Source organism: Cellulomonas sp. 73-92 (genome assembly GCF_001898175.1).
GTDB lineage: Bacteria > Actinomycetota > Actinomycetes > Actinomycetales > Cellulomonadaceae > Cellulomonas.
Genome location: NZ_MKTH01000026.1, coordinates 22,067 through 37,780, shown reverse-complemented (window position 1 = coordinate 37,780; position 15,714 = coordinate 22,067). Strand labels below are relative to the sequence as shown.

Annotated in this window: 18 protein-coding genes; 13 read left to right on the top strand and 5 right to left on the bottom strand. The window is 71.7% G+C overall.

The annotated features are described in order from the left end of the window. Positions 1-94: 94 nt before the first annotated feature. The 3 genes from BGO37_RS17090 to BGO37_RS17080 all read right to left on the bottom strand — a co-directional run bounded on the left by BGO37_RS17090 (position 95) and on the right by BGO37_RS17080 (position 2,330). A complete protein-coding gene (locus tag BGO37_RS17090) occupies positions 95-763 on the bottom strand; it encodes a hypothetical protein (RefSeq protein WP_291756944.1) in 669 nt (222 codons plus the stop codon). 95 nt (positions 764-858) lie between these two features. Next, positions 859-1,206: a helix-turn-helix transcriptional regulator gene (locus BGO37_RS17085; RefSeq protein ID WP_291756941.1), complete on the bottom strand. Its 348-nt coding sequence runs from the start codon at positions 1,204-1,206 to the stop codon at positions 859-861. Further along, complete coding sequence (locus tag BGO37_RS17080) at positions 1,203-2,330, bottom strand: site-specific integrase (RefSeq protein ID WP_291756939.1); 1,128 nt, start codon at positions 2,328-2,330, stop codon at positions 1,203-1,205. Before BGO37_RS17080 ends, BGO37_RS17085 begins: the two co-directional genes overlap by 4 nt. 419 nt (positions 2,331-2,749) lie before the next feature. Here BGO37_RS17080 and BGO37_RS17075 point away from each other — a divergent pair, with 419 nt between their 5' ends. Next, positions 2,750-3,844, top strand: coding sequence for a site-specific DNA-methyltransferase (locus BGO37_RS17075; protein WP_291756937.1), 1,095 nt, complete (start codon positions 2,750-2,752; stop codon positions 3,842-3,844). A 151-nt stretch (positions 3,845-3,995) separates the two neighbouring features. After that, positions 3,996-4,598 (top strand): hypothetical protein, encoded by a 603-nt coding sequence (locus BGO37_RS17070; protein ID WP_291756935.1) that lies wholly within the window; start codon positions 3,996-3,998, stop codon positions 4,596-4,598. 20 nt (positions 4,599-4,618) lie between these two features. On the opposite strand, the gene BGO37_RS17065 is transcribed toward BGO37_RS17070, so the two are convergent. Next, a complete protein-coding gene (locus tag BGO37_RS17065; RefSeq protein ID WP_291756933.1) occupies positions 4,619-5,122 on the bottom strand; it encodes a hypothetical protein in 504 nt (167 codons plus the stop codon). A 164-nt stretch (positions 5,123-5,286) separates the two neighbouring features. Between BGO37_RS17065 and BGO37_RS17060 the strand changes: the two genes are divergently transcribed. From BGO37_RS17060 to BGO37_RS17010, 11 genes are all read left to right on the top strand, one after another. Further along, on the top strand, positions 5,287-5,958 hold the full coding sequence (locus tag BGO37_RS17060) for a hypothetical protein (RefSeq protein ID WP_291756931.1): 672 nt from the start codon (positions 5,287-5,289) through the stop codon (positions 5,956-5,958). A gap of 14 nt (positions 5,959-5,972) precedes the next feature. After that, positions 5,973-7,259: a hypothetical protein gene (locus BGO37_RS17055; RefSeq protein ID WP_291756928.1), complete on the top strand. Its 1,287-nt coding sequence runs from the start codon at positions 5,973-5,975 to the stop codon at positions 7,257-7,259. A gap of 239 nt (positions 7,260-7,498) precedes the next feature. After that, positions 7,499-7,798: a helix-turn-helix transcriptional regulator gene (locus BGO37_RS17050; protein WP_291756925.1), complete on the top strand. Its 300-nt coding sequence runs from the start codon at positions 7,499-7,501 to the stop codon at positions 7,796-7,798. Positions 7,799-8,151: 353 nt separating this feature from the next. Further along, positions 8,152-9,042 (top strand): bifunctional DNA primase/polymerase, encoded by an 891-nt coding sequence (locus BGO37_RS17045; RefSeq protein ID WP_291756923.1) that lies wholly within the window; start codon positions 8,152-8,154, stop codon positions 9,040-9,042. Then, on the top strand, positions 9,039-9,755 hold the full coding sequence (locus BGO37_RS17040) for a DUF2637 domain-containing protein (protein ID WP_291756920.1): 717 nt from the start codon (positions 9,039-9,041) through the stop codon (positions 9,753-9,755). Before BGO37_RS17045 ends, BGO37_RS17040 begins: the two co-directional genes overlap by 4 nt. Further along, positions 9,752-10,132 (top strand): hypothetical protein, encoded by a 381-nt coding sequence (locus BGO37_RS17035; protein WP_291756918.1) that lies wholly within the window; start codon positions 9,752-9,754, stop codon positions 10,130-10,132. The genes BGO37_RS17040 and BGO37_RS17035 overlap by 4 nt, the downstream gene beginning before the upstream one ends. A gap of 244 nt (positions 10,133-10,376) precedes the next feature. Next, complete coding sequence (locus tag BGO37_RS17030) at positions 10,377-11,216, top strand: hypothetical protein (RefSeq protein WP_291756916.1); 840 nt, start codon at positions 10,377-10,379, stop codon at positions 11,214-11,216. Next, entirely contained in the window at positions 11,213-12,301 is a 1,089-nt protein-coding gene (locus BGO37_RS17025; RefSeq protein ID WP_291756914.1) for a ParB N-terminal domain-containing protein, read from the top strand. Before BGO37_RS17030 ends, BGO37_RS17025 begins: the two co-directional genes overlap by 4 nt. Positions 12,302-12,369: 68 nt before the next feature. Next, positions 12,370-13,050: a hypothetical protein gene (locus tag BGO37_RS17020; RefSeq protein WP_291756912.1), complete on the top strand. Its 681-nt coding sequence runs from the start codon at positions 12,370-12,372 to the stop codon at positions 13,048-13,050. Positions 13,051-13,065: 15 nt separating this feature from the next. Beyond that, positions 13,066-14,229 carry a M23 family metallopeptidase gene (locus BGO37_RS17015; RefSeq protein ID WP_291756911.1) on the top strand — a complete coding sequence of 388 codons (1,164 nt, stop codon included), beginning with the start codon at positions 13,066-13,068 and terminating at the stop codon, positions 14,227-14,229. 107 nt (positions 14,230-14,336) lie between these two features. Further along, a complete protein-coding gene (locus BGO37_RS17010) occupies positions 14,337-14,639 on the top strand; it encodes a DUF6112 family protein (RefSeq protein ID WP_291756909.1) in 303 nt (100 codons plus the stop codon). 116 nt (positions 14,640-14,755) lie between these two features. On the opposite strand, the gene BGO37_RS17005 is transcribed toward BGO37_RS17010, so the two are convergent. Next, on the bottom strand, positions 14,756-15,679 hold the full coding sequence (locus BGO37_RS17005; protein WP_291756908.1) for an NAD(P)-dependent oxidoreductase: 924 nt from the start codon (positions 15,677-15,679) through the stop codon (positions 14,756-14,758). Positions 15,680-15,714 lie beyond the last annotated feature (35 nt).

The window sequence follows — 15,714 nt, the reverse complement described above, 5'->3', positions numbered from 1 at the left end:
CGAGATCTGCCTGGGCGGTGTCGGCCAGGCTCCGTCCCTGCCCGGCGAGGTCGCCGACGAATCTGGCGGCGGCGCGGAGCTGGTGCCGGGCGAGCTACGGGGCCGCGTAGCCGAGTTCGCCGCGCGCGTCGATGCGTGCCCGGAAGATGCGCAGGTAGTGCCAGGTGATGAAGAGCCGGAACATCTTGCGCTGCTCGGGGTCCGGGAGCTCGTCGAGCCAGCCGCGCCACCATTGCTCGAAGGAGAACAGCCATTTGTCGACGGGCGGGAGGATTCCGGCCGTGACCATGAGGTCGCGGATGTAGGCGGCGGACCGGCGGTGCGGGAGGCTGTGGAGGCCTTCGTGCGTGAGCGGCACCTCGCCGCGGGCGATCGCGCGCAGGACGGTCTGTGGTTCGAGGCGGCTGAGCCAGAGGACGCCCGAGCGGGGGCGCTTCATGCTCAGGATCTGCGCGGCCAGGGGCATCAGCTCGAGCCGGATCCTGCCGGTGCCGTCGTTCAGGATCTCCTGGACCTGGTCCTGCAAGACGCACCAGCCGCAGATGCCGGCGTGCTCGCGCCATCCCTCGCGGCCGCAGCGGGTGCAGGTGAAGTCACCCAGTCCGCCGGCGCAGTCGGTGCACCAGCGCTGCCCATCGGGGCCGATGCCGGGCAGGAGCCGGTCGGCGCTGCAGCCGTCGCAGATCCCATAGGTCTCCATCGCCTTGGCGAAGCAGCCGGAGCAGATCAACCCGTCCGGCCAGCGGCGCATGTAGACCAGCACGACCTCGTCGCTCGCGCCGGGCTGCTCGCGTCGATCGCGGACGCGCCGACCGCAGCGCGCGCAGCTGGAGACCTCGCTGACGGGATCGACTGCGGTCACTCGCCGGGGCGGACGATCCGGGCGCGGATCGGGCGCAGGTCGCCGATGCCCGTTGCCTTCGCGGTCCGGTCGCCGGCGGCGATCTTGCGGACGCCGACGTTGACCGCGTCTGTGGGGATCAGCTCGGCCGGGGTGACGTCGAAGATGTCGCAGAGCGCGGCGAGCACCGGCAGCGACAACCGCTCGGGAGTCGCGGTCACGAGGCGGTGGACCTGTGAAGCGGACAGCACGATGCCGCGCTCGGCCAGGAGCGGGACCAGCTCGGTGGTGGCGAAGATCTTGTGGGCGGCCATCACCTCCCGCAACCGCCACTCGTAAGACACCTTCCGCCGCTGCCTGGTCATCGCGACTCCTCCTGTTGTGGGCCGACCGCGTCGGCGATGATCTGGTCCAGCGCATGCCGCAGCGTGCGAACGCGGAAGTCCGAGGAGACCCCGGTGTAGATCGACGTAGTCGAGGCGTGTTCGTGCCCGACCTGATCCTGCACGAACCTCGGGTCCCAGCCGTCCTCGATCAGATGCGTGACGTAGGAGCGGCGCAGCGAGTGGAAGTCCAGGATCGGGTCCAGGCCGACCGCTTCCCGGTAGTCGGCCATCCGGTGATCCAGCAGCGCCGCACTCACCCGAGGCGCCCGCTCGGAAGGCCATGCCGCGGGGTTGTCGTCGGCGTCGAACAGCGGCCGCACCTCGGTGAACCACTGCTCAAGGATGTCGACCGCCCAGGGCCAGACCGTCAGCACCGTGCGCCGCTTCGGCGGCGAGGCACGTTTCGCCTTCCCATGCCGGACATGCACGGCCCCGAACCGCCCGAACTCCGGCGCCTCCGGATTGCGGCCGAAATCGGACACGTCGAGCATCTGCGTCTCGGTGCGGCGCGTGCCGTAGGCGTAGGCGGTCTTGAAAGTCGTCGCGTCGCGGAACGCGGCCATCCACCCCTTCTTGCCCTGGGAGCGTTTCACCTCGACCTGTTCGTCGGCGTAGTCGAACAGGTCCTGCAGCTCGAGTCGGGTGAACGGTCGCTTCGCCGGCTCGGACTCGACATCCGCGACGTGCTGCGCGGAGTTGACATCGGTGATGATCTGCACCGGGTGCGTGCCGAAGCGCCGCATGCACTCCTCGGCCCAGCCATACGCCGGATCGAGCGCGAACGCGCAGAACCCGCGCACCGCGACCTGGTAACCGCGCACCGTCCAGCGCGTGCAATGGTGCACCGCCCGCAGATCCGCGAACCACTCGTCCGCGTGCAACACCGTCCACTCCCACGGGAATGTCGCGGCGTGCGACTGGAACGCGCGCACCTGCCGCTCCCGCGCCCGCACCGTCGATCGGGCGAGATTCCGAGCCAGGCCCTGGTTGCGCCACCCCTCCAGCATCGCCTCGAACAGCTGCTCGTCGGGCCGCAGCAGCGCCACCCCGTCCAGGAGGACCAAGCGGGCAGAGCCCGCCAGAGCGCCTTCGTCACCGGCCACGTCGCTCCTCCCGCGCGCATCGCATCTGATGCGAGATTATCGCATTGGATGCGATGGCCGGGAGAATGCCCCGGTCACGGCTGGATGGCTCGAGCCGGCGCCCGACGCCCGGCGGTCAGGGCAACGATCCGGGCTCGTCAGCTCGCTGAGATTCCCAGGGAAAGCGGCTCGTGGGGCTGCGGCCAACGCCGGTGACGGGATCGCATCAGATGCGATTCGTCATCGTCTGGCGTCGATTGCCAATCGTGTGGAACAGCCTGGCCCTCGCGGGCGAGGGGCCCGGCGATCGGCACGCCCAGCCGCTGGCGGCTCGGGCACCCGTTCCGCAGCAGCACGCGAGGCGCCGGCGACCGCGTACCTGCTGGATGGCTCGACCGCTCGCAGTCGGCGACAGGTGGGCCCGACAGCGGGAGGCCCACATGGGCGAGGATGTCCCCGACGAGCAAGATCGCCTGCCGGCGCCGGTCTACCAGGACGAACGGGTGACTGTGTACCAGGGGGACGCGGTGGAGCTGCTCCCCCGGCTTCCGGCGGCAGGTGCCGACGCTCTGGTCAGCGATCCGCCGTACGGGCTGGGCTTCGCGGGGCATACCTGGGACGCCGCGGCGGGGTTCGCCGAGTCGCTGCACGGGCTGGACGTGCGTGCGATGAGCGGGGCCCAGGTGTTCGAGGCGTGGTGCGCCGCGTGGGCGCACGGTGCGCTGCATGCGCTGAAGCCGGGTGCGCATCTGGCTGCGTTCGGCGGTGCGCGCACGTGGCATCGCATGGTGCGTGGCGTCGAGGATGCAGGCTTCGAGATTCGCGACCAGATCGCGTGGCTGCACACCGCTGGGATGCCCAAGTCGATGGACATCTCGCACGCGATCGACAAGCACTCAGGTGCGACGCGACACGACCGCATCGTGCAGCTCTCGACTTCGCCAGGCGTGCTGGGCACGACGCGCAGCGTTGCGTCACGGGGCACGCCAGTCACCGGTGAGGCGCAGGCGTGGGAGGGGTGGGGCACGGGACTGCGGCCGGCGTTCGAACCGATCATTGTCGCCCGCAAACCGCCGGACGGCAGCCTGGTGACCAACGTGCTTACGCACGGGGTCGGCGGGCTCAACATCGAGGGGACCCGGTTCGGTGAGGGACGCTGGCCGACCAACGTCGCGCTCGACCAGCAGCAGGCCGACGCGCTGGACCTGCTGACCGGGACCTGGCAGAGCCGGCCGCTGTCGGCGCGGTTCCCGATCTTCCGGTTCGAGGGCAAGGCCTCCCCGGCCGAGCGACCCCGAGCCTTCGGCCGTTCCCATGCCACGGTCAAGCCGCTCGGGCTGATGCGCTGGCTGGTCACCCTGATCACGCCCCGAGGCGGTCTGGTCCTTGAGCCGTTCGCAGGGTCGGGGACCACGGTGGAAGCGGCGGTGCAGACCGGGTTCCGGGTGATCGCATTCGAGAAGGACCCCGACTACGTCCCACTGATCATCGCTCGCATCGACCGCATCAGCGGACCCCGCAGGCGGTCCACGTGATCAAGAGGAGTTGGGCACTCGACATTTGGTCACACCATTGCCGGTGGAACCGAGCCGCCGCCCCAGCACACGACCACCGCACCACCGGCGCGCAGGCGGAGCCGAAGGACGAGCGGGGCCGGGGATGCGGGGCTGCCGCTAGGTTGGCGGCATGCCGACCGGCGGTCTGCTGCTGCCCCTGTCCCGACTGGTGCCGTTCGAGGGGTCGGCCGCGCCGGTCCCCACACCGGTACGGACGCTGTGGGGTGTGCCCTGGTCGGACGCGTTCGGCGCGATCTTCACCGCGCTGGCTGTCGTTGTCGCCTTGGCTGTGGCGGGCTTGGAGTGGCGACGCTCGTCGGGAGAGCGCCGCGCCAGGGAAGCCTGGGAGCTGCGGCGGCAGGCTTCCCATGTTGCTGCGTGGGAGGTCGGGGAGTCGATCTATGAGGAGCCGTGGGATCGGGTCGCCGACGGCCCGCCGCCCGTCGTGGGCTGCCAGCGCACGATCCACGTCCAGAACACCTCGGACCAGCCCGTCTTTCACGTTGTGGTGGCCTACCGATGGACGGAGCGCGAGGCGAAGCCTCAGGAGTGGGAACTACCGGTTCTGCTCCCCGGTCAGCCCGCCACATCTTGGGCTCCCGGGCTTGTCAACGAGGCCGATGGCACGGCGCTACTGCGGGTCGGGTTCAGGGATGCCGCCGGGTACGGGTGGGAGCGAACACGGTCTGGGGTGCTGCTGCGGCGCGCAGATCAGGACCAGCTTCCGTCGTAGCGCCGCCGCAATGATGCCGGCTACTGGTAGGGCCGGTCGGGGGTCAGCCAGTGCACGATGTCACGGCGGGTGAACAGCTCGAGGCGGGCTCGGACGAACAGGTCGTCGAGGTCGCGTGCGAGCTGTTGGAGGAAGTCCCGGTCCCAGGTGGTCACGGCGAACGCGCCAGCATGAGCGCCGCCCTGTACTGGGCGAACAACCTGTCGGTGGTCGGCGTCGGCTGACCACCGACCATGGATGACCTCATTGCGCCGCCGGTACAGCGCGGCGTACTCGCTTGCCCAGGTCGCTGCGCCGGCCCGACGCAGCGCGGTTGCCAGCGTCGCGCCGCTCTGGCCGGTGACCGCCGTCCGGTCGACGGCCCCGATCGCTCGCTGGAACTCCACGGCGAGATCCGCGCACACCTCGTCGACCCAGACTGCGCGTACGACGATCCGTCCGATCTCGAGGGCGAGCACGTCAGCTTCGGCCTGCTGGGCTGGTTCGGACACCACACACCACACACGCACGCTACTGGTCAGCATGCCGATAGCGGCCCGCCAGCAGCCGGCCCCACGACGGTCGTACAAGGACGTCGCGGTACGCCCACGATGCACGCGGCTGGGTGGCGGACCCAGGGAGCGTGGACCCGTACCTGACGCACACGACCGCCTCGACCTGGTCGCCGCCGATCGGAAGGAGACCTGCCATGTCGACCCCCAGCGCCACTTCGGTCCCGGGACCAGCCGGTGAGGCCGGCTCGCCGGAGGGGAGGCTGCTCGACGAGGTTGCGGCGAGCCTGCGGCTGGTGCGCTCGCCCGCGACGGCCTCGATGGTGCTGGGGCGGGTCAACGACCTGGTCCAGGCCACCGGCCGCACGGGCGCAGCGGCGGCTGGGCTGCGGGCGGCGTACGTGCCGCCCGAGCTGTCGGTGGCGGTGATCGTCTGGTCGGACCTGAGCGACGACGATCCGACGGTGATCGCGCATCGCAGCCCGGTCAGGCTCGCGCGGATGCTGGCCGAGACCCTGTACGAGCAGCTGCATGAGGGTCCCGGCTTCGATGGGGCCGCCGCTTTCCTGGACGAGCATCCGGCGCCGGCGGACTGGACGTGGCCTGAGGACGTCGACGGGTGGCTCGAGGCGCTGCGGACGGCGACCGCCTACCCGGCGTTCTCCTTCCACCAGATCCCGGTGGCCGGCGGCACCGACGGCACCCACCAGACCGTGGTGCGCCGGCTGCTAGCAGATCTGCTGCACACCCGAGAACAGGCCCTGCAGCCCGAGGTGGCACCGAGCCCGGCGCGAGCTGCTGGCCGGCACGCGGCGGGCCATGACGTGGGAGGACCGTACCTGGCTGGCGTGCCGACCCCTGCCGAGTGAAGGAGACCACGATCGTGACCGAGCCGACCACCCCACCCCTCGACGCCTCACAGGTCAGCCACTATCGCTTGAACGTCGAGTTCGACGTGACCGGCGCGACCTGGGGCGACGCCCGCGCCTTCCTGGACCGCACGCTGTCGGACGGGCTAGACCCCGACCGCGCCGACCCGGCAGGTCGAGCGATCCATTCCTGGACCGACGGCGCCCCGCCGGGGCAGCCGGTTGCGGCGCCGCTGCCCGGGTGGGAGGCCTTGCAGGACTCCGGGATCCCGGAGATGGTCGCCGAGATGTTCCCACCCGAACCGTCCCCCGCCGCCTACATTCGCGACGACGGCAGCCTGGATGCCGACGGCTTGGCCGACGCCCAGGAGCAGTGGCGGGAGAAGTGCTTGACGCTGGGGTTGCGCGCCTCGCGGCTGCCGGAGCTGCTGGACCGGCTCGAGCGCACCGAGAACCTGCGTGACGACGTGGTCGACGTGCTCGAACGGTTCCCGCTGCCAGTGCGACCGAACCGGCAGGACTACCAGGTCACGGCCGCCCCCCGCTACCCTGCAGAGATCGACGAGGTCCGCTACGGCGCCGACCTGCGTGCCTGGCGGACCCAGTTCGACCAGGTTGTCGAGGACCGTGAGCAGGCGCTGCGCACCGTGCTGGCCGGGGCCGGGGGCCGTTCGCCCTATCTGCCGGCGCGGTTCGCGCGGGAGTGGGTGCCGGCCGACCTGCTGGCAGTCCAGGTGCTGCGGGCCGTGGCCCAACCCGGCAGGACTGTTTCGGCCGCTGGTCTGCTCAGCTCCCAGCAGAGCTACGAGCTCGCCGCGGTCCTGGCCGGTCGCGATCCAGTGGTCTCGGTGCCCGACCCGGACGACCCGACCGGCGTGCCGATCTACGAGGGCTGGGCCTCGGTGGCCCACGAGCTGCTCGCCCCGGGCCTGTACTCGGCGACCGGCCGGGATGGGACCGGCCAGTATCGGCTGGTCGTCGCCCACGCCCCGGTCGCCGACACGGTGATGGCCTCGGCCGCGTTCAGAGTCGACGAGCACGATGCGGCGAGCCTGGACAAGATCGCCAACCTGCTGCACCAGCTGGACGCCGGCAGCCACCCGGACCGGGTGATCGTCGCGATCAACGCCGTGGTCGCCGACACCGGACGCGAGGGTGCCGACCTCGACACACTGGGCGCGCCTGCGCTGCAGCCCGGCGCCGCCATGCGGACCCTGCTCGCACACCGCGAGCAGGACCTCACCCCAGGCGAGCCGACCCCCGGCCAGGGCGGCCGAGGCGAGCCGGGCCGGCGACTCTAGCCCGCCGAGCCGGGCCGGCGGTGGTGCCGGGACCGGTCGGGTCGCGAGGAGGGGGTGTCCCGTGGCCCGACCGGCCCCTGAGCCATCCGTGATGTCCATCAGGCCACCGCACTGCCCGGATCGGACCCGGCCGATATGGCAGACCGCCGAGCGACCCGACTCCGAAACATGATGGCTAGCCATAATTGTGATGGCTAGCCATCACGCGGGCAACCGCATCGACCGATTCGCTTGGTGACGTGCCAGACCTCGACGAGCCGGACTTCGACGCGCTGAGGCTGCACCTGGCGCAGCTGCGCCATCGTCGCGGCTGGTCGTACGACGAGCTGGCCGCCCGCGCCGGCGTCGGCAGAGCCACGCTCGTGACACTGGAGTCTGGACGCTCGCGGCGCAACCCGAACAAGCCAGCCACCCGCGGCAGCCTGGAGACCTGGTTCCGGCTGGCGGTCGCCCTCGAGGTCGACCTCGGCGACCTGCTGCGACCGCTGTACGGCCCACACCCCTCCCCCGCACACCCCGGTCCGCCCGCGACGAACTGACCTGCCCGGCGCCCCGCGCCTCGACGACGCGGTCTCACGCCGCCATGTTCCCCAGCCGGCCCGAAGGGTGGCGACAGGGCTCGCCACCCGTCGGTGCGCGCCAGCGCGACACATGACGATTTCGCGCATGTTCGGTGCAGAACCGCGCATCTGTTGACGGAGGGCTACGTCTGCCTCAGCAGTCGGCCGATCGGTCAGGACACGCCGCTTCCCTTGCTGTCGGGGCTCTCGCAGACCAGCCCAGGACCGTGAGGCGAGGCGGGTTACGGGTTGCCGACACGTGCGCGCACCTGACCTGCAGGGGGCCATGGGACGTCGCCGTCCTTGTGGCCCGTGGTGGGGAGGTGAGCGCGATGCAGGCACTGGCTGTGGTCCTGGCCGGGCTGCGCGTCAGTGACCCACCGCGGGTCGAGGCCGCACGCGCCTACGCGCGTGCCGGCGTGCCGGTGTTCCCGTGCCTGCCGGGTGGCAAGCGGCCGGCGACCGCGCATGGGTTCCAGGACGCCAGCACCGACGTCCGGCAGGTCGACCGGTGGTGGACCTGGCTGCCGGAGGCGAACATCGGGCTGGCGACCGGCGCCGGGTTGGACGTGCTCGACATCGACGTGCACGCCACCGGGGCCGGCTACCCCACCTTGCAGCTGCTGCAACGCGCCGGCCTGGTCGGAGGCTGGTTGGCGGCGGTGCGCACCCCGTCCGGTGGGCTGCACCTGTACTACCCCACCGACCCCGACCAGCCGCGCCGGTCCTGGTCGCGCGGCACACACCATGTGGACTTCCGCGGGGCCGGCGGGTACGTCGTGGCCCCACCCTCCCGGGTCCGCCAGGGCGACGTCGAGGCCGGCTACACGATCATCGGCCTGGGCCACGACCCCGCTCCGATCGACGGCGACCAGATCCGTGACCTGCTGACCCCACCCCGGCCCACCCTCGCATCCACCCGCGTCGGCACCCCGAGCGACCCGAGCCCGGTGCGCTCTAGTCGGCAGCTGGCCGATTGGCTGGCCCGGGCCCAGGAAGGCACCCGCAACGCCAGCTTGTTCTGGGCCGCCTGCCGGCTGGCCGAGCTCGGCCTGGCCGAGCCGGACATCCACGAGCTGCTCGCCCCGTCCGCCCAGGCCATCGGCCTGGGCGCGAGCGAGATCACCGCGACCATCCGCTCCGCGCACCGCGCCGCCGCCCTGTTCCCCACCGACCCACCAAGCCCTCCAGCCTCCCCCCGACCTGCGGCGGTGTCGCGATGAGCTTGACCACGCTGTCCCCCGTCGTCCACCCCCAACCACAGCAGACGGCCAGCCCAGGGATCGGGGTGCCCCGGTTCGTCGTGGCGACCAGCGTGTCCGGGACGCTGCTGCTGGCCATGGGTGCGTTCTGGCTGTCGTTCACCACCCTGCGCGACCTGGCCACCCTGGCCGGGGTGCCCGAACGGCAGGCGTGGGTCTGGCCGCTGATCGTCGACGGCGTCATCCTCGAAGCCACCGTCTCGGTGGTCGCCCTGCGCCAGGCCGGCGCCCCGGCCCGCCGATTCGCCTGGCTGCTGCTGGGCGCCGGCGCCGGGGTGTCCGTCGCGGCGAACATCACCCACGCGGTGGTGGCTGCCGACGAGCGTGTCCCGGCCCTGGTCGCCGCCCTGGTCGCCTCGATCCCGCCCCTGGTCCTGGTCGCCATGACCCACCTGAGCGTCGAGCTGACCCGCACCGGCCCGACCCTCCACCCGGCCATGCCGCAGGCGAGCGGCCGGGTCGAGCCCGAAAGCCGCACCCTGCCGGCTGCTGGCCGGGCACGGCGGCCCAGCGGTGCGAGTCGCCGGGACCCGCAGCGACGCCAGCGGGCTGTCGCGCTGGCGGCCGCCGGCACCTCGCAGCGGGTGATCGCGGCCGAGCTGGGGGTGCACCCCACGACCGTCAGCCGATGGCTGCACGCACCTGACCGCCAGCCGCAAGGAGACACCCGATGAGCCAGCAGACCCCGCACCCGACACGCACCGCCGAGCCGGCGCCCCGGACCGGCAACCCGACTGGCGGCGAGCACGCCGCGACCTTGGCCACCCACCGCGACCCCTCGCTGCATCGAGACCGCGGCCCGCACGAGCGGAACACGACCGGCGTGCAGTGGGTCCAGCCGACCGACCTGGCCGCCCGCGCCGGCGGCGCCCTGCTGCAGCAAGGCATCCAGGCCAACCGCACGACCCGAGCACTGCTGGCGGCCGCCGCGCACGGCGGCCAGGCCCGGCTACGCGCCGCCCTGGCCCGCCGCCAGACCCAGCTCGACCCGGACGAGTCCCCCAACCCGGCCAGCCGACCGGCCGCGGGGAGACGGGCGGTGAGCCGGTGACCTCAGCCCTCCCGAGCGCCCGCCCCACGCGTGCGCCCGGCCCCCGCACCGCAAGAACCCACCGGTTCATCCCCGCCGCCTGACCACGCGGCACCACCCCCAGCCACGACACCCTCCCGCCGTGGCGAGCTCCTTGACGCCCTGAACCCGGCCACCCACCCGGACGGCCAGGCCTCAGATGGCCGTCGTGCGGTGCGGGCTTCGTACCTGCCTGCTAGCCGCACGACCGTCAAAGGGAGTCGCCATGGACCACTACTGCGATGAGCCGACCGGGCCAGGTGCCCGCGGCCTGGACTTCACCACCCCCGAAGGGCTGCGCCAGGTCCTGACCGACCTGAACACCCACCATGCGTGGTCGACCAGCCCGGTCGCGGCCGACCTGATGGCCTACGCCACCGCCAAGTACACCCCGGTCGCCAAGGCCTGGCATCGCGACCCGGCCGACGCCGGCTACGAGGCGTTCATCGCCATGCGCACCCCCACCACCCTGAAGGCCACCGACCCGTGGGCCGTGGTCACCCGCGCCGTCGCGCTCGGCATCGCCGCCGAGGTGCACGCCGAACGGAACCTGACCTCCCAGGACAAGGCCCGCCGCCCCACCAGACGACCCCTGTTCGAGCCGGTCCGTGCCGGGCACTACGAGGACTACTTCTACGACGTGCACCCCCACCTGACCCCACTGACCGGACCCGAGCTCGAGCAGGACGACGACGGCGCCGAGCAGGTGGTGCGCACCACCGCGGTCTTCCTGGTCCTGACCGGCTGGCCCGCCCACGCCACGGCGCCGGCAGTGGACTACATCGCCGATCGCATCTCCAGCCTGGCCTCCCACCAGTCCGCCCTGGACGTCGTGTCCGGCGACCTGACCCTAGCCCTGCGGCTCGGCTACAGCCCCCAGGCGTGGGCGCAGCTGGTGCGGCTGGTCGTCGGCGTCACCGCCCGCCGCCGGCGTCCCGGCCGCCTCGGCCTGCTGGCCCGGGCGCTGCTCGGCGACAGCACCGCCGACCTGCTCACCGACCAGGACCTGGTCGACGCCTCCCGGCAGGCCGCCCGGGTCGGGCGGGAACGGGCCGGTACCCCATGAGCCGCGACGGCCACCTGGTCCTCGAGCATGCGATCGACGAGATCCACGTCGGGCACGCCTACCGGCACGACCTGGGCGACCTGAGCGAGCTGGCCAACTCGATCCGTCGTGTCGGCCTGCTGGCTCCGATCACCATCACCACCGGCAACGTGCTCATCGCCGGCAACCGGCGGCTGGCCGCGCTGCGCCAGCTCGGCCAGCGCACCACCCCGGTCTGGGTGGTCACCGGCGTGTCCGACCGGCTGTCTACCGTGCTGGCCATCCAGGACGAGCACACCCTGCACAAGCTGCTGTCCCCGATCGAACAAGCACAGCTGTACGGCGAGCTGAAGGAGCTGCTCGCCGAGGACGCCGCCCGCCGCCAGCAGGCCACCCGCTTCGGCGCCCCCACCCCCGACCCCCAGCCCAGTGGTGACGGTGGTGTCGATTCGACACCACCGTCACCCACGACGACCGGCGGCGGCAAGACCCGGGTCCAGGCGGCCCGGGCGGTCACCGGCAGGGACTCGCACGGGATGCTCGACCACGTCGTCGAGCTGCAGCAGATCGCCGCCGACGACGCCCAAGACCCCCAAGTACGTCAGGCCGCCGCCGAGGCGCTGCTCGAGCTGAACACCGACGGCAAGGTCAACGGCCGCTACCTGCACGTCAAGCTCCTGCAAGCGGTCAGCACCCTGACCGGCCAGGCGCAGGACCCCGACCAGCCCGACCCGGTCCGCGCCGCCGCCGCCGACGCCCTGGCCCAGGTGCAGGCCCAGCCCACAGCCAAGGACGCCCTGGCCGAGGCGACCCGCGCCCTGACCCGGATCACCGAGCTGGGCCAGGACGCCACCGCCAGCACCACGGGTCGGGCGGGGTGGACCGATGCCGACCCGCTGGCCCGTCCCCGCCACCAGATCCGCAAGCTGGTCGACCTGCTGCGCCGCGAGCACGGCTGGTGGGACCAGTACGACCCGGTCGAGTTCGCCCGCTACGCCGACCCCGACCAGTGGGCCCTGGTCGAGTCCTACCTGGCCGGCGCCACCGGCTTCCTGGACACGGCCCGCGCCGCCCGCCCACCCGGCCCGGTCGCCGTGGCCTCCTGACCCAGCCGTGCGGCGGGGCGCGCCCGTACCTGTCGGGTGGACAGACCAGCCGACAGGAGGAGCCGACCATGACCGACCCCACCCTCAGCCCCGTGCGGCACCGGCGCGGCCTGCTGGTCGCCGTCGTGGCTGGGGCGGTGCTGTTGGTCCTGGCCGGCGTCGGCGTCTACGGGCTGCTCGCCGGCCCCACCCCGCACCCGATCAACAGCCCCATGGTCATCGCATCGAGCCAGCCGACTGGTCAGAAGAGCACGCCCGCACCTGGCCCGAGCGCGCCTCCGCAGTTGCCGATCACCGCCGATGGTGAGCAGTTCGCGCGCGCCGTCGCGGCCGCCCTGTTCACCTGGGACACCTTCACCACCCTGACTCCCGCCGACGTGCGGGCGGTGCTCCTGGCGGCCGCGGACCCCTCGGGCATCGAGACCCCCGGCCTGATCGACGACCTGGACCACTACCTGCCGTCGGCCACGACATGGCGGGACCTGGCCGCCTACCGCACCCGGCAATGGCTGAGCATCCAGCAGGTCGCCGTGCCCGACCAGTGGCCGCAAGCGGTGGCGGCCGGCCACCTGCGCGACGGCCTGATCGCCTACACCATCGCCGGCACCCGGCATCGGGCCGGGGTCTGGTTCGACCGGCCCGTCACCTCCGAGCACCCGGTCGCCTTCACCGTGTTCTTGTCCTGCCCACCCGCCAGCGAGCACTGCGCCCTGCTGCGGCTGTCCCAGCTGAACAACCCCCTGCCCTGACCGCCGGCGTGCGAGATGAAGAAGACGCTGCTCGTCGGGCTCGTGCTGATCATGTTCGCCCCGCTGGTCGGGCTGCTCGGGGCGGCCACGCTGGCCAACCCCGCCCTGACCGCTCAGGGTGCCTGCCTGACCCCTGGGCTGGGCGTGCTGGCGGTGCCGGACGCGCTGCAGGTCACCACCGGCACCGGCGCCACGATCAGCCTGGACCACCAACAGCTCACCCACGCCGCCACCATCATCGACACCGGAGCCCGCACCCCCGGGGTCGGATACGACGGCATCCTCGTCGCCCTGATGGCGGCCTTGACCGAGTCGCGGCTGCGACAGCTGGCCAACACCAGCGCCTACCCCGACTCGGCGACCTACCCGAACGACGGGGACGGGGCCGACCACGACTCCCTCGGCCTGTTCCAGATGCGCCCGGCCGCGGGGTGGGGCACCGTCGCCCAGCTCATGGACCCCGGGTACCAGGCCCGCGCGTTCTACGGCGGACCCGCCGGCCCCAACGCCGGCAGTCCCCGCGGCCTGCTCGACATCCCCGGCTGGCAGCAGCTGACCCCCGGTCAGGCGGCCCAAGCCGTCGAGGTCTCCGCCTTCCCCGACCGCTACCAGACCTACCAGCCGGCCGCCACCAGCATCCTGGCCACCCTCACCACGGCGCCCGGCCCAAGTCCGACCAGCTCCGAGTCACCGATGCCGGAGACCGGCAGCCTGGTGTTCCCCCTGCCAGCGGGGACCTACGTGCGCACTTCCGGTTACGGGATGCGCGACGACCCGCTCACCGGACAACGACGGCTGCACGCCGGCGTCGACTGGGCCGCCCCCGCCGGCACACCGATCCTCGCCCTGGCCGACGGCCTGGTCCTCCAGGCCGGCCTCACCCAGGACGGCACCGGTCGCATCGTGCTGGAGCACACCATCGACGCCCAGCCCGTCGCGTCGGTCTACCTGCACATGACCACGAACGGCATCCACGTCCACGCCGGCGACCACGTCATCGCCGGCCAACACATCGGTGACGTCGGCAGCACCGGACACTCCACCGGACCCCACCTGCACTTCGAGATACACCCCGGCGGACCCGACACCTCCGCCATCGACCCCGAACCCTGGCTTGCCGACCACGACCTGCAACACCTGACCACACCCACCGCTGGCGGCCCCCGCTGTACGGCATGAACCACAGCCACCCGAGCCTTCCGAGAAGAGGGGACACCTCGGTTGACCATTTGGAGCACATCTGTCGGCGTGACTGCCCGGACTCCTTCTCACCTCTGGAGGTGCCAATGCCCGCAAACTCAGGCCCGAAGCGGCTGGCTGATCAGGACGTGTACCCGAACTTCGACGCCGTCGACGGCCGCGCCACGCTCATCAGCATCGTCGGCGCCCTGCTGACCGTGACCCTGATCGTGGCGGTCCTGACGCTGATCATCTCAGCCGTCGTCTGGGCCGTGTCCACCTCGACCGGCAACTACCAGACCGCGGCTCGGGGCCGCACCGGCGTACTCGTAGCCCTGCTCGCCGCCGCCCTGTCGGGAGCCGGAGTGGCTTGGGTGAACTTTCTGCTGCATGTCGGCGACTTGCTCTAGGCTCCCGCCAGGCGTGTTGTTCAGGCGGGTTGGTCAATCTGCACGCCATACCTAGCCGGTCTTCGCCCGGGCGGATCGGGGTGCCCACAAGTTTCGACACGATGGGCCGCTGGGCTCTAGGGACTCAGTGCCGTTGCGTACCACTCAATCGCGTCGCTGTCGAAGCTGGCTTCAGTGCTGGAGACGAGGTTTGTGGCGAGGGCGGTCCACAGCTTCGTCGTGTCGAACCAGTTGTCGGTCGCGACCTTCGTGACTTGTCGTTTGGCGACGCCCTGCAACGCCAACTGAGTGATCGCATCCTCAGGAGTGAGGCGTCGAGTAGGCGGTACAAGACCAGCGTGCGCGTAGATCGGCTCAACGAGCTCGCGCAGTCGTGCCGGTTTCGACGCCGCCGCGTGGTACACCCCGGCAGGCGCCGAGGAGCACGCCAGCGCCGCGAGCACCTTGCCGAGCTCGATACGTCCGATTGCCGACAGCAGCGTGTCACCACTTCCGATCCAAGCCTCATGGCGGCGCATGACGGCCAGCAGCGGTGCTAGGAACCAGCGGTCCCCGATCCCATGCACGAGGTTCGGACGGACCACGATCCCGTCCGCGTCGAGCACTATCTCCTCGGCGGCCAGCCGGCTGCGACTCAAGTCAGAGCCCGGGTTCGGCCGTAGGTCCCCTTCCCGCGCGCCTGGCGGCCAGGTGGATCCATACACTCCCGCGGTGCTGAGGTACACGAGGCGGGTGACCCCTGCAGCACCGGCGACCTCGACGAGGGCGCGGGTGCCGTCGATATTGACCTGCTGTTGAAGAACTGGGTCGGGGCCGACGTAGCTCGCGCTGTGAACGACCACGGTCGCTTCCCGGCAGGCGCGGACAAGTGCGCGGCGATCCGAAAGGTCGCCGAGCACGATGCGCTCCTCACTGTTGGCCGGTGTCTCGGTGCGCACCAGGCGGGTGAGCGGCACCCCGGCCTCCCGCAACGCCGCGAGTGCAGCCGAGCCGACGAATCCCGTCGACCCGGTCAGTAGGACCCGCGCTGCACTGCTCACGAGACTCCTTGACTCACGTCGCGACCGGGCATCGG